Source organism: Sphingobium tyrosinilyticum, assembly GCF_042654265.1.
Classification (GTDB): Bacteria; Pseudomonadota; Alphaproteobacteria; order Sphingomonadales; family Sphingomonadaceae; genus Sphingobium; species Sphingobium tyrosinilyticum.
On sequence record NZ_JBHSFZ010000007.1, the window covers coordinates 1 to 12,461 of the forward strand.

Genomic DNA, 12,461 nt, shown 5'->3' on the forward strand with positions numbered 1-12,461 from the left:
ATGTTCTTACATCATCAGCCACTACGATACCCCTCAGACGAGGGGCAAAACATAGCCAGATCAGCGCTTACGAAAATGTGGGGAGGTTTTTGCGCTTACGACTGATGCGGTGAGGACGAGCAGTTGCGAGCGGACACGCTGAACCCGAGCCGACATGAACCCAAGCACGGTTTCCACTACGCCAGAGCGCTGGACGGCAGCCGACATGACGAGGGCTGAACCGACGATGATCACGATGTCGTCGGAAAATCCGGAAAAGGCATCCTCTGGCTTAACGATTCCCACAAGCATGGCCGAGAGCAGAGAAATAACCGCGGTCACGTCATAACGGTATCGGCCCCAGATGAAGAGGCTCATCATGCCCGCGAGAGTGGCGATGGAAAGCCATTGAGAAAGGCTCATGAGGCGAGAGCGACGCCGAAGCTCATGGGGCCATTACTCCGAGGGATGGTCAACTCAGCGGGCAGGCTGCGGAATTTGGGTCAGTCTCGCAGGCTGTGGGGAACGATCCCACCATTCTCTGCGAGCTTGGACATGACAGCTTTGTGAAGGGCGATATTCTGCTCGGCGCTTCCATCTGCGCCGGCTCGGACACCGAGTTCTTCCGCAAGCTCCTTGCGAGCGGCAAGGCTGGGGTCGAGGTCGAGCAGCTTCAGAAGATCGACGATCGAGCTTTGATAATTGCCGCCTCCGCCCTTCAGGTCAGCCATGGAGGTGAGGACTGCACCAACGTCAACTTGGGCCGTTACTGCCACTTGTGGCGCCGTGGTCGCTGGAGTGGGCGATGAAGGCCGCGCCGCTGCCGCGCTGGCAGTGTTTGGAGGAGGTGTGGGCGCGGTCTTACTCTGCGGCTTCCCGCCACGGTGAAAAATCTTGTCCATAATCTTACCGAAGACGCTCATGATCTGCTTCTCCTGTCATTTCACTGCCAAGAAACGAGGGGCGAGCGTGAAGGGTCCGGCGGAACGAGCAGGCTCGCGGTGGGTTGAGCGCGAACAGGCGTACAGGAAGGTGATAGATGAACCGGAAGCCCACTCTTTTGGCAGTTGTACTGGCCGCAGCGGCCTTGGCGAGCTGCGGTAGGCAGCCTGAACCTACCGCCAACCAATCCTCGGCTGGCGCGACCAACGGTCTGAGTGCTATCGAGCAAACGCCAGCACAGCCGAGCGCGGGCCAAGCCTTCGCCGATGCCGCCGCCGCGAGCGACATGCTTGAGATTGAAAGTTCGAAGCTGGCCAAGACGAACGCTGCGTCGACCGCGGTAAAGCGATTCGCACAATCCATGATCAAGGCGCACATGGATTCTACGACGAAACTAATGGAGGCCGCTGGCCAGGGCGCGCCATCCATCGCCCCCAAAGTTGTATTGAGCGCCAACCAACAACAGGTATTGGATGGGCTTAAGCTCAAAAAAGGTGCTGAGTTTGACGCCGCTTATATCGCCACCCAACGAGAAGCCCATCAAGCGACACTCGAAGAGCTCAAGGCCTATTCTAGTAATGGTGACGTTCCGTCTCTCAAGGCCTTTGCAACCGCATTCGTACCGATCGTGACTGGGCATCTCAACATGGCGAACGGTCTTGAAATCTAAGCTGAACAAGCGGCGCCGTTGCCTATTGCTCCCTTGCCGACATACTAAGCAGCAGGACGCGTGGTTGGCTCTATCATTGACAATCGTTTAGGGTGAGGGCACGACCTTACTTAGGTCCGGCATCTCGTCGAACCATGCTGCCGGTAGGCGGCATCGCTGCCTTTGCGCAGCAAAGTGTTTCCGTCCCGCGCGCAGGTTGCCCCACAACATGCCTTTATGGGTGCTCGTTCATCAAACGGCCAGCCAGAAGATGCCGTCGGTCCGCTCCTGATAAGCGTAGGATGCTCGCAGAGGACCCGAATGGGTCATTGCAGGAGCGACATGAGCGGGACATTCGACCCCCGCGGCTACAAGAACGCCTTTTCGCCGATCGGTTGATACACATTCGAGGCGCTGCCTGGGCCGACATAGGCCGGGTCGCTGGCATTGACATAGAAGCCCGAGCCATAATTGCGGTCCAGATGGGCGCGGAGGGTTAAGCCACCGAACATATTCTAGAAGAAGGTCAACACGGACCGCAACGTCCTCGATGATTGATGACTAAGGTTAGAGGAAATTGAAGATGGACTGCCTTTGATGACGTGATTAGAATTGCTGAGTTCAACGAAGTGGTGATAGGTTGACATTGAACGGGCAGTCCGCTCCTGAGAGGGTTAAATTTGGTAATTCAACAGCCGATAAGGGTTGTAACCACTACTAGGCGGTGCATTAACCGTTAATACTTCCTTCTTCCAATCCAACCGAGAGGTTGGTGAGCTGGCCGATCCCAGCTGTGAGTGTCTCCAACTTATAGGGCTTGCGAAGAATAGGAAATTCTCGCTCATTCTGCGGAATGAACTGTTTACTGCTGTAGCCGCTGGCGAGAAGCACAGGAATGTCGGTATAGGTTTCCCGGATCTTTTTAGCTAGATCGAGCCCGCTCATGCCCGGCATGACGATGTCCGAGAAGACCAGATCAACATCATGCGCTTTCAGCTGTTCAAGCGCTTCATTTCCGTTTGACGCTTCGATCACACCACAGCCCAGTTCGCCCAGCAGTTGCCGCGCGAAATAACGGACATGCTCGCTATCTTCGACGACGAGCACCTTCAAGCCAGGAAACCGGGTAATTTCTTCCGGTACGGCGCTATCCGTTTGTCGTTCTTTGCGGGTGCGGGGAAGCCAAAGTTCCACCCGCGCGCCTTTCCCGACCTCGGAGACAATGCGGGCTGTTCCGCCGGATTGAACGGCATAGCCATGAATTTGTGAGAGGCCCAAGCCTGTGCCCTTGCCTACTGCCTTGGTGGTGTAGAAGGGTTCAAAAACGCGCTTGAGAGTTTCAGGAGGGATACCTTCGCCTGTATCGGCGATTGCCAGTATGACTCCATCGCCCTCCGGCCTAGGCGCATTCGCTGTCGAGATCGTAATCCGCCCTCCGTTCTGCATCGCATCGCGTGCATTTAGAACCGCATTAAGTAGGGCGGCTTCCAGCCCGGTCGGATCTATCTCTACGTTCCACAAGGCGGGAGCGAGATCGAGCTCCACTTCATAGCGGCTTCCTAGCGTGCGCTGCAGCATCTCGCCCATGGCGTCCAGGCGGACGCTGAGATCGAGGACCTCCGGTTCCAACGGCTGGCGGCGCGCGAAGGCCAATAGCTGAGACGTCAGGCTCGTCGCTCGCTCGGCGGTCTCCAACATGACTGACAAATATCGGCTACGCTTCTCAACCGGCATGTCGGGCTGCCTCAACATCAGGTCTGCCGAACCGCTCAGGACGGTCATCAAGTTGTTGAAATCATGAGCAATGCCTCCGGCGAGTTCACCCAGAGCCTGCAACTTTTGTGATTGGAGCAGCGCTTCTTGGGTTTGTCGAAGGTCGTGTTCGGCCTGCCTTTTTTCACTTATGTCGCGGGTGATCTTTGCGAAGCCGACATGTTCGCCGGCTTCGTTGTAGATCGGATCGATGAGAACATGTGCCCAAAATAGCGACCCGTCCTTGCGGACCCGCTGCGCCTCGGCTTCAAACTTGCCATCCCGCAGGGAAGCAGCCAATGCCATCTCCGGGGTGCCCCGACCCCGTTCTTCCTCTGTGTAGAAAAGCGAGAAATGCCGCCCGAGGACTTCTTGCTCCTCATAACCTTTGATGGCCGCCGCGCCCGAGTTCCAGCTTGTGATCCTGCCCTGCGGGTCGAGCATATAAATCGCATAGTCGCGTACGCCTTGCACAAGCAGCCGCAGCTGCAAGGCGCTTTCGTACGTCGCCTTTTCCAGCTGCCGTTTCTCGGTGATGTCGCGGGTAATCTTGGCGAAGCCTACGAGTGCTCCGTCTTCCTCTCGAATGGCATCCAATATCGCATGCGCCAAAAAGCGAGTGCCATCCTTCCTGATCCGCCAGCCTTCCGCCTCAAATCGGCCCTCTCTGGCCGCCGTTTCCAGCGCGCGTTGGGGAAGGCGCAGATCACAGTCTTCCTGGGAGAAAAAGCGGGAGAAATGCTCGCCGACAATCTCGTCGGCGGTATAGCCTTTGAAACGCTCCGCCCCGCTGTTCCAGGTCACCACCCGGCCTTCGGGATTGAGCATATAGATGGCATAATCGGTTACGGCGTCGACGAGCTTTTGGAATGTCTCTGCAGGGGGCTGCTTCTTGACTTCGAATGGACGCAATAGATTGATCCCGTGCTAAGCCCCCCGGCCTGATATCATGGACTAAAGTCCATACTCCCCCAAGCGCCGGGCGCAACAGGAAATCGCTTTTCTGGAACACGCCAGCAATGCTTTGCCCTAGAAGCCTGCTTCGATGGCGATCCGCATGGCCTCGCCGGCCGTACTCACGCCAAGCCGCTTCATAAGGGCACTGCGATGCATCTTGATGGTCTTCTCTGTTAGGCCAAGCTCCTTGCCGATGTGCCGATTTCGCAGCCCCCGTGCCATCAGTTGCAGCACAGCCTTTTGTTGCGGGGTGAGCGCGCCGATCCGCTCCGCTGCCGAGGTCTGGGCTAATCCTGCATGCTGGCGATCAACCTCCATTTGGCTTCCCACGAAGTAGGCGATCTCTCCGTAGTCATCGAACAGCGGCGCGATCATCACTGCGTTGATGAACCTGCTGCCGTCCTTGCGGTAGTTGATCAATTCCACCACCTCTGGCGTAGCCGCCGCGATCGCCCGGCTCAGGAGCGCCGAGCCAGCACGATCCGTTTCTGGCCCCGCTAAAATGCGGCAATTGCGGCCGATGAGTTCCTCTTCTGTATATCCGGTCAACTGCTCGAACCGCCCGTTGGCGGCTATAATGGGGTTATCAACGCCCTTAGCGTCGGTGATGATCGACGGGATTGGCGACAGTCGGATAGAGCGGATGAGCTCCGTTCTTTCGTTCAGGCGCTTTGCCAAACTCATCCTCTTCGGCCGTCTACGGGGCCTACCCCATATCAAGAATAATGTATGATGTTCAACGTCCGCACAGCGACAAATTTATCGCATGCGATGGACGTAAGTAGCTTCAGGCCCTCAATCGAGCTGAATGTTTCGGCGCTAGCGATAGCCACTTATATTATCTCGTTTCGCTGTGGCCCATATGGTGTGAATAGCTCGGGAAAGCGCAATCCTGCATGATCCCGCTGCCCATATATTAGCCGTGCCTTGGCGTCCCTTGCTCATCCCGGAGCGTCCAGCGCCAACAGGTCGTGCTCTTCTGGATGACGTTCGATATAGGCTTCAACAAAATGGCAGAGCGGTACGACTTTCAGGCCGCGCTCGCGCGCGTCGGCCAGTGCAGCTCTGACGAGGCGACTGCCCACGCCCTGGCCTTCCAGCGCCTCGGGCACTTCGGTATGGGTGAAGACTAGGGCGCCCTCGCGCTGCTCATAGGCCGCGATCGCTAGTTGTCCGTCGATCGTCAGCTCATAACGTCCTTTCGCCGCATTATTTCGAACATTGCTTATGTCGGCCACAATCTTGTCTCCCGGTTCGATCCGCCACTCACTCGCCCATCAGGTGAAGCACAAGCCGTCGGGCGTGAGCCGCTCGTCGATTTGAACAGGTAGATACCTTGCCATGTTCCAAGGGTAAGAGCGCCATCGATTACCGGAATGGAAAGATGCATGTGCGTCAGTGCCGCGCGCAGATGGGCGGGCATGTCGTCAGGTCCCTCATCGTTATGCTCAAAGCGATACCGGTCTTCGGGCGCGATTCGCGCGAAATAGGCCTCGCGATCCGTGCTGGCCGCGGGCGCCGCGGTTTCCCTGTATGAGCAGCGAAGCAGAGGTGTGCTGGCAGAAGACCGTAAGTGTACCCACAACAATCCCGTTCTCCTGTACCCAGCGCAGGATTGGCTGCGTCACCTCGTGGAGCCCCTGCCCAGGCGTGTTGATCCTCAGGATCGTCGTCGTCTGCGGGATAGCGCCTTTCCACGGAAATTCACGTTTCGATCGTGCGCAAACGGCGGGACCGCAATGGGCGTGGGCCACGAAAGCCGTCGTATTGTCCACTTTTCATAATGCGGCACTATGTCAGATTCGTTGTCGAAGCTCGCGAATGCAAGCTCCAACTCATCGCCGGCGAGGCTTGCAAAGCGCGCTCCGGGCCGCGAGCAATGTAGCCCGAGATAGTCGGGCCTACTCTTCCATCCGGCATGCAGACCGACGGCAGCGCGCCGAAAGAGGGCAAAGGTGAGATAGGACGCGCCATGCGCCTTCTGGAAGACAAGGCGGTGGCACAGGTCAACCCGCCTGCCTCTCCGTGCGGGATGAACCGCAACGCATCACACGCGCAGCCGCTCGACCGAGTTGACGGGGCCGAACGACTTGGATTCCTCGACGGAACTGACAGAAGGATGTCGGAATTGCGGCGTTGGACTTCACTTACAGCGCATTTATCAGGTTCTATTGAACTCGGGTAGACCACCTAAATACCCTATATTCGATTCCGCCTCCACCCAGAGACATGTTTTTATGAATTCCGGATCGGCGCCAAATGCGCGATGTCCGCCGCGGTGACGCAGTGGCTGCCTATTGTGCTGCCGATTGCCGCATCGACGAGAATAGAAGCTATCGTCCTTGCAGGGCTGATCCGCGCGATGGACGGCAAAAAGGGGTTGGCGATGCGTAGAAAGCTGCCCAGACCATGCTCCACCGGCCGATGTTCGTTCCGTTCTCCGCCGATGAAACCGGGCCGGACGATTGTGAGCGATGGAAAGCCGAGGCCGGCAACGGCGTCCTCCAACTCGCCCTTGATCCGTGAATAACGGAAGGGCGACCTTGCGTTCGCGCCCATGGATGAGGTCAGGGCGAAGCGGGTCGCGCCTCCCTCCCGTAGGCGCCTGGCGATGGCAAGAGGATAATCGAAGTCAATCGCGCGGTACGCCGCAGCCGATGGCGTCTTCGCCCTGGTCGTTCCGATCGCGCAAAGACCGCCATCGACGGCCCACCAATCGGCGGCGAGTGGAAGACTGTTTGCCTCTACGATCGGATTAATAAGCTTGGGATGAGGAGCAAGCGGTCGGCGTGTGGGTGCGACGACCTTTGTCACGCGCTTGTCAGCCAGCGACAAGGCGAGCGCCTTAGTACCTACTAGTCCGGTCGCGCCCGCGAGCAGCAGTGTTGTCATTGGTCGTTTTTCCAGCATGGCTTGCCAGGGAGAGGGGTCTTTCTTTCCATAAAAGCGTTGCAGCGCGTCAAGCGTGGCAAGGCCCATCGCTTGATAGGGCGGCAGGGGAGGGGGGTAGCCCTTGCGCAAGGCGGCGATATGCCCGGCGATCGACTCTTCATCGCCGCGCAACAAAGGGCCTGACAAACCGGCCATGCCCTTGGCAAGACTGTTCTCCAGGGCGGCGCGGGCCAGCGGCGCGAGCAGCGAGGCGGAATCATTGACGCCGGCGGCAGCTAGCGCCTCGCAAGAACCGGCAATCAGCGTAACGAGGTGATTGGCGCCGTGGCAGAGGGCAGCATAGGAAAGCGGCCGATATTCTTCGACGATATCCACCGACACGTCGCCGAGTTGGGGCGCTGCGGAGAGATCGGCAAGCGCAAGTCCAAGGGCAGATGCGACCCGGCCGGAGCCGATGATCCCAATCCCTCCATAGGGTGTGACGCCAGGCATGATGTTCATTCCCGTGTGATAGCAAATGCTGGTGGCCGCCGTCTTGTAAGATGATCGCGATCTACTGCCGCTGCTTTGGGGACGGGAGAATCGACCGATGATCCACCTAATGCGCTCTATCCCAGGTTGAGGCCGATCCAGCCCGCCAGCGCGTCAAGCGCTTCGGCTTCTGCCTCGCAGTCAGTGCGGCCGCTTTTTGCGCTGACCTTGAAGCTATGATCGGCGTAGTCGATGACTCGGAGCGTCGCGCGTCCATGGAGGTCGGTGACGACTGGCTTGAGCAGATCCAAACTCGCTAGCGTGTCGCGCGAGCCACTAATGAAGAGCAGGGGAAGCTGAATTCTGGCGAGATGTGTTGCGCGGTCAGTCGCTGGCTTGCCTGCGGGATGGAGCGGGAAACCGAGAAACGCCAGGCCCCGTACACCGGGTAAAGGTGTCTCAGCCTGCGTCTGGGAGGTCATGCGGCCACCGAAAGAGCGACCACCGGCAAAGAGCGGCAGGTCCGGTGCCAACAGCGCCGTCTGCGCGGCTGCAGCGCGCACGACAGCATGCGCGAGCGCGGGCCTGTCGGGTCGCCTCGAGCCATTCTCGGCGTAGAGAAATTGATAGCGCAAGGTCGCGATGCCGCGCGCGGCGAGACCCTCAGCGTTCGACTCCATGCTTTTGTGGACCATGTTCGTGCCCGCACCGTGCGCGAACAAGAAAAGCGCTCTCGCGTTTCGCGGCCGCAGGATCAGACCGGAGACAGAAGCCTCCCCGACAGGAATATGGACATGAAGAGCTTCCATCAGGTCTGGCCTTATGTCTCCGGTGGCCCAGCCGAATTCCGCATGTCTCCGGTGGCCCAGCGGAATTCCGCGTGAGCATCGTTAGTACTGCCATAAACCGGGGATCGCTAAGTGGAAAACGAAGGGGGCTAGCGGGTGCCAGCGATGCCGTGAGTTGGCGACGCTGCCGTGATGGCCGACTATGGCTCATCGAATTGGTTAGCGAAGATGGAGTGACGGGCTCGGTAGGTGAAGAGTGGGGCATGCGCACGAAATCAAGATAGGCTCGCGATTAGTCCGGCCTCTCAGGCCCGACCCCAATGGGCGTTCGCCAGAGGTTGGCACAACCGTATTTTAAAATCACCGCTACCGTCGGGTCATTCATCATCGACAGCCTGTGTCCGGCGGGGGCATCCCTGAAAACTGCGACCTCGAGCGAACCGGAACGCAGCATAACGGACGATTGAAACGAAGGTAGCAAAATGCTACCTCGAGAGCCGGAGGTGATCCATGGCCCAGTCCATCAAGCTTAGTGATGATATCATGAAGATCGTGCGTCGCGAATCCGAGTTGCAGAGCCGCTCGATCGCCGGCCAGATCGCCCATTGGGTGCGCATCGGCCGCGCTATCGAGAAGTCCGGCAATTTCGATCATGCCCGCATCACCGCTGCGCTCCGCGGTGCCATTGAGACAACGGTCCTCACCGACGAAGAGAAGGACGTCTGGCTCGACGGCTTTGTCGAGAAAATGGGGCAGTCCGGGTCTGACGAGGATGCTTTCTTTGCGCGGCGGCGACAGCTTGGGTTGGGCGTTGGTCTCGATGCGGCTGGCAATCTCGTGCGTGAGAAGGCCACCCATAAGGCATGAAGCCGACGATGATCGTGCTTGCCGGGCCGAACGGTGCCGGCAAGTCCACACTCTACGAGACCCGCATCGCGCCGAGCTTCGCTGGCCCCTTTGTCAACGCAGACATCATCCAGCGCAACGAACTGCGCGATCCGTCCCCAGCTGCATCTTACGAAGCGGCCGAAATCGCTGCTTCGCGCAGGGCCGACTGTCTCGCTCAGAGTCGGGATTTCGTCACCGAGACCGTTTTCTCGCATCCCTCCAAGCTCGAACTCATTGACGAAGCGGTTACCAGAGGTTTCACCGTCATCGTGATGCATGTCGGCGTCGATACTCCAGATCTTTCTGTCGCGCGTGTCGGCGCACGGGTAGAGGAGGGCGGACATGCCGTCCCCGAGGACAAGATCCGTGCCCGTTATGTGCGCGGTACATCTTTCATCCGGACCGCGGTTCTCAAAGCGCATCGCGGCATGATCTTTGACAATTCGAGCCTCAACCGGCCGCCGAGCCATTGCCTGACATTCGCGAACGGGCGATTGATTTTCGCGGTCCCGCTCCTGCCTGGCTGGATCAGGGTGGTTTATAAAACAGACCTTCAGATCTAGGGTCAGGCGCGCATGATGGCGGGCTAAAGGCGCCGCCAATGCGTCCCTTTAGGGTCGTGCACAGCTACGGCAGCATCGTGGTCGAGCTGGAGCGGCCCAAGATCATCGACCTCTTACCTGATCGACAGCGAGATACGATCATCCCCGGCTACGGAGGTATCAGCAGGCCATACAATCTTCCAAGATTGTGGGCCAGGATGTGGCGCGGCGGCGGCTACTCGCAGGATGCGTTTACAAGCGGCCATCGCACCGCCCTGTGAAACACAGGCAGGCGTTCTTCGGTGACAAGCCCCATTTTGAGCGGCACGAATGCTTAAGCCTCTGAGCTAGACAGACTCTTGGCGCTTTCAAGTTGGACTTGCTATTTGCAAGCGGAGCGCCTCCGGGAGCCAGATCTGCGGCCGGCTCAGGCTTTGGCATGATCCTGGCGACGCCCCCTCATATTTCGGGTTGTGGACTGATACCGCCGTTTCGACCCGCTGCACGCCTGGCAGATTGCGGGTCTGAGTTTTCACGAGATGGTCAAGCTGCTCGATATTGGTGAAAAGACTCGTCGCCAGTAGGTTAAAGCGACCCACTAGCAACACGACGCAATTGATCTCGGAAATTCGCCTCAACTGTTCGGCTAAGGTTCTCACACAGGAGGGTTCGGCATCGACGCACATCATCAAAGATTGGGAGAGTCTACCACGCGAAAATCCGTCACAACGGTGAGCTGGATCAATCCGTCTTTCTGAAGCCGTTTGATCTGTTGCCGGACGAATTTTCTTGCAAGACGAAGTGATCTGCATGCCGGGCTAGGGGGCTGGGACATGGTTCCGCCTCTAGTTCAATCAGCTGGACCGTTCGGGATGTGGCAGAATCGCGGGGCTCGGCTTATGCTAGCTGCAGATGTGTGTCTATGTTGGTGTAATCGCGCTTGGCGAGGTTGTAGCTGCTGCATTCGGTGCGGAGTAAATAGGATTTCCAAGTTCAGTGTCGAGCGTAGATTCGCGTCCCACTCGCGCCAAATGCAGCCACGACATAGGATTGTTTTGCCTGGCCTGGCACTTCCATGCCTGGTGAACCGAGCGGCATGCCCGCAACAGCTAAGCCGCTGATGCCCTTGGGTCGCTGGGTAAGAACACGGCGCATGTCAGCAATCGGGACGTGACCTTCAAACACGATCCCGTCGACGAGCACCGTGTGGCAGGATGAAAGAGTGACAGGGACGCCGTGAGCGCGCTGGAGAGCGGCTCTTGCTTGATCATCGATTATCGTGACGCGGCGGCCAAGTTGGGCTTGCACCTGCTTTGCCCATTTCTCACAGCACCCGCAGCCAGGATCACGATGCACGATGATGGGCGTGGCGGCGCTGGCAGCCGTGGAAAGCAGCATCAATACGGCTGCAACCAGATGACGTCTGACAAAATCTATCCGGCCTTGAGGAGGGCGATCTGCTCTCCGAGAACCTCCTGCGGGGTGCGGAAGCCCAGACATTTGCGGTGTCCGATTGAGGCGATCGGCCACCCCCTGGATCTCCTTGTCCGACAGGAGCGTGATGTCCGTGTCTGACGGCAGGAAGCGCCGTATGCGCCCGTTGCTGTTTTCCACGCTCCCTTTCTGCCAGGGGGCAGATGGCAGACAGAAATAGCTCGTCATGGCGAGTTTCTCCTGCAAGGTCGCAAAGGCGGCAAATTCCGTGCCTCGATCGAAGGTGATACTCTGTCGCAGGGAAGGGGGCATGCCGCGCAAATGATGCTGGATGCCCGCCATCACCCCGGCGGAATGCCGGCTCGGATTGCGGGCAAGGATCGTGAACCGGCTGCGGCGCTCGATCAGCGAGGCCAGATTGGCTTTGCCGTATTCCATCTTGAAGATCAGCAGATCGCCTTCCCAATGGCCGAAGCTGCGGCGATCGGCGACCTCCCCAGGGCGTGCGCCAATGGTGTTCGCCACGGGTATATGCAGACCACGCGGCTTGCGGGCGTAGCGCTGTCGGCGAGAACGACGGGCAACCGGCAGATAACGCCATAATCCCCGGCTGCGACCGTCAGGCCCGTAAACGAACTGATAGATGGTTTCGTGACAGACCGTCTCACGAAGACCGCGATGGCGCCGAAGATAGCCCGCAATCTGCTCGGGCGACCAGGCCGCCGACAAGCGATCGGCGATATAGGTGGCAAGCTCGGGTTTCCGCGCAATCTTGCCGCCACGCACACGGCGCCCACTGGCCATCGTTTGCGCGACCGTCGGGAAATAGCCGCGAAACAGCGGATGCTCATCCAGGTGCCGGTTGCGCTTGAGCTCGCGATAAATCGTCGATGGATGCCGGCGCAGGGTCGCTGCAACCTCCCGCACGGACCGACCCGTCGCCACCAACCGATAAATCTGTCGCCGCTCGTCCAAACCCAGATGCTGATAGCCGTTCATCGCGTGCCTTCCTGGAAAGGGGATCAAACCCCTATAAAACCTAGGATTTCGCACTTCGATCTAGAATTCACCCGCTTACACTCGTTGTTCCTGCCGGATAGAGAAGACACTATCTGTCCCCGATAGAAAAGACACCATTGATGACAGCAGGGGCTGCGTGAAGCCCTC

At 58.7% G+C, this 12,461-nt stretch carries 13 protein-coding genes and 2 pseudogenes; 4 read left to right on the forward strand and 11 right to left on the reverse strand.

Annotated features, from left to right (window positions below):
* Positions 1–60: 60 nt before the first annotated feature.
* Together ACFO3E_RS05765 and ACFO3E_RS05770 are read right to left on the reverse strand one after the other, a co-directional pair.
* Positions 61–402: an SLC13 family permease gene (locus tag ACFO3E_RS05765; protein ID WP_380803093.1), complete on the reverse strand. Its 342-nt coding sequence runs from the start codon at positions 400–402 to the stop codon at positions 61–63.
* An 80-nt stretch (positions 403–482) separates the two neighbouring features.
* Positions 483–902, reverse strand: a complete 420-nt coding sequence (locus ACFO3E_RS05770) for a DUF3597 domain-containing protein (RefSeq protein ID WP_380803095.1) — start codon at positions 900–902, stop codon at positions 483–485.
* A 116-nt stretch (positions 903–1,018) separates the two neighbouring features.
* Between ACFO3E_RS05770 and ACFO3E_RS05775 the strand changes: the two genes are divergently transcribed.
* Positions 1,019–1,591 (forward strand): DUF4142 domain-containing protein, encoded by a 573-nt coding sequence (locus tag ACFO3E_RS05775; protein WP_380803097.1) that lies wholly within the window; start codon positions 1,019–1,021, stop codon positions 1,589–1,591.
* A gap of 708 nt (positions 1,592–2,299) precedes the next feature.
* Here the strand turns inward: ACFO3E_RS05775 and ACFO3E_RS05780 are convergent.
* From ACFO3E_RS05780 to ACFO3E_RS05805, 6 genes and pseudogenes are all read right to left on the reverse strand, one after another.
* A complete protein-coding gene (locus ACFO3E_RS05780; RefSeq protein WP_380803099.1) occupies positions 2,300–4,234 on the reverse strand; it encodes a hybrid sensor histidine kinase/response regulator in 1,935 nt (644 codons plus the stop codon).
* A 117-nt stretch (positions 4,235–4,351) separates the two neighbouring features.
* A complete protein-coding gene (locus ACFO3E_RS05785; protein ID WP_380803101.1) occupies positions 4,352–4,963 on the reverse strand; it encodes a PAS domain-containing protein in 612 nt (203 codons plus the stop codon).
* A gap of 257 nt (positions 4,964–5,220) precedes the next feature.
* Positions 5,221–5,517 (reverse strand): GNAT family N-acetyltransferase, encoded by a 297-nt coding sequence (locus ACFO3E_RS05790; RefSeq protein ID WP_380803104.1) that lies wholly within the window; start codon positions 5,515–5,517, stop codon positions 5,221–5,223.
* A gap of 28 nt (positions 5,518–5,545) precedes the next feature.
* Positions 5,546–5,964: pseudogene (locus tag ACFO3E_RS05795) on the reverse strand (secondary thiamine-phosphate synthase enzyme YjbQ).
* Positions 5,965–6,514: 550 nt separating this feature from the next.
* Positions 6,515–7,672, reverse strand: a complete 1,158-nt coding sequence (locus ACFO3E_RS05800) for a DUF2520 domain-containing protein (RefSeq protein WP_380803106.1) — start codon at positions 7,670–7,672, stop codon at positions 6,515–6,517.
* A 107-nt stretch (positions 7,673–7,779) separates the two neighbouring features.
* Positions 7,780–8,451 (reverse strand): alpha/beta hydrolase family protein, encoded by a 672-nt coding sequence (locus tag ACFO3E_RS05805; RefSeq protein WP_380803107.1) that lies wholly within the window; start codon positions 8,449–8,451, stop codon positions 7,780–7,782.
* A 489-nt stretch (positions 8,452–8,940) separates the two neighbouring features.
* On the opposite strand from ACFO3E_RS05805, the gene ACFO3E_RS05810 reads away from it, so the two are divergent.
* The 3 genes from ACFO3E_RS05810 to ACFO3E_RS05820 are packed head-to-tail and all read left to right on the forward strand — an operon-like array spanning position 8,941 to position 10,141.
* Positions 8,941–9,297: a ParD-like family protein gene (locus ACFO3E_RS05810; protein WP_380803110.1), complete on the forward strand. Its 357-nt coding sequence runs from the start codon at positions 8,941–8,943 to the stop codon at positions 9,295–9,297.
* Positions 9,294–9,881, forward strand: coding sequence for a zeta toxin family protein (locus ACFO3E_RS05815; RefSeq protein WP_380803113.1), 588 nt, complete (start codon positions 9,294–9,296; stop codon positions 9,879–9,881). Before ACFO3E_RS05810 ends, ACFO3E_RS05815 begins: the two co-directional genes overlap by 4 nt.
* A 38-nt stretch (positions 9,882–9,919) precedes the next feature.
* The gene (locus ACFO3E_RS05820; RefSeq protein WP_380803115.1) at positions 9,920–10,141 is read left to right on the forward strand and encodes a hypothetical protein; all 222 of its coding nucleotides are present in this window, start codon (positions 9,920–9,922) and stop codon (positions 10,139–10,141) included.
* An 87-nt stretch (positions 10,142–10,228) separates the two neighbouring features.
* On the opposite strand, the gene ACFO3E_RS05825 is transcribed toward ACFO3E_RS05820, so the two are convergent.
* The 3 genes and pseudogenes from ACFO3E_RS05825 to ACFO3E_RS05835 form a co-directional block, all read right to left on the reverse strand.
* Positions 10,229–10,672 carry an Lrp/AsnC ligand binding domain-containing protein gene (locus ACFO3E_RS05825; RefSeq protein WP_380803117.1) on the reverse strand — a complete coding sequence of 148 codons (444 nt, stop codon included), beginning with the start codon at positions 10,670–10,672 and terminating at the stop codon, positions 10,229–10,231.
* Between the two features lie 181 nt (positions 10,673–10,853).
* The gene (locus ACFO3E_RS05830; RefSeq protein WP_380803119.1) at positions 10,854–11,360 is read right to left on the reverse strand and encodes a DUF411 domain-containing protein; all 507 of its coding nucleotides are present in this window, start codon (positions 11,358–11,360) and stop codon (positions 10,854–10,856) included.
* Positions 11,294–12,293 (reverse strand): annotated as a pseudogene (locus ACFO3E_RS05835) (IS30 family transposase). The gene ACFO3E_RS05830 and the pseudogene ACFO3E_RS05835 overlap by 67 nt, the downstream one beginning before the upstream one ends.
* Positions 12,294–12,461 lie beyond the last annotated feature (168 nt).

Coding starts and splice junctions, on each gene's coding strand:
- ACFO3E_RS05815 (WP_380803113.1), top strand. CDS start 9,294: ATGAAGCCGACGATGATCGTGCTTGCCGGGCCGAACGGTGCCGGCAAG.
- ACFO3E_RS05805 (WP_380803107.1), bottom strand. CDS start 8,451: ATGGAAGCTCTTCATGTCCATATTCCTGTCGGGGAGGCTTCTGTCTCC.
- ACFO3E_RS05770 (WP_380803095.1), bottom strand. CDS start 902: ATGAGCGTCTTCGGTAAGATTATGGACAAGATTTTTCACCGTGGCGGG.
- ACFO3E_RS05775 (WP_380803097.1), top strand. CDS start 1,019: ATGAACCGGAAGCCCACTCTTTTGGCAGTTGTACTGGCCGCAGCGGCC.
- ACFO3E_RS05825 (WP_380803117.1), bottom strand. CDS start 10,672: ATGCAGATCACTTCGTCTTGCAAGAAAATTCGTCCGGCAACAGATCAA.
- ACFO3E_RS05810 (WP_380803110.1), top strand. CDS start 8,941: ATGGCCCAGTCCATCAAGCTTAGTGATGATATCATGAAGATCGTGCGT.
- ACFO3E_RS05820 (WP_380803115.1), top strand. CDS start 9,920: ATGCGTCCCTTTAGGGTCGTGCACAGCTACGGCAGCATCGTGGTCGAG.
- ACFO3E_RS05765 (WP_380803093.1), bottom strand. CDS start 402: ATGAGCCTTTCTCAATGGCTTTCCATCGCCACTCTCGCGGGCATGATG.
- ACFO3E_RS05785 (WP_380803101.1), bottom strand. CDS start 4,963: ATGAGTTTGGCAAAGCGCCTGAACGAAAGAACGGAGCTCATCCGCTCT.
- ACFO3E_RS05800 (WP_380803106.1), bottom strand. CDS start 7,672: ATGAACATCATGCCTGGCGTCACACCCTATGGAGGGATTGGGATCATC.
- ACFO3E_RS05830 (WP_380803119.1), bottom strand. CDS start 11,360: ATGTCTGGGCTTCCGCACCCCGCAGGAGGTTCTCGGAGAGCAGATCGC.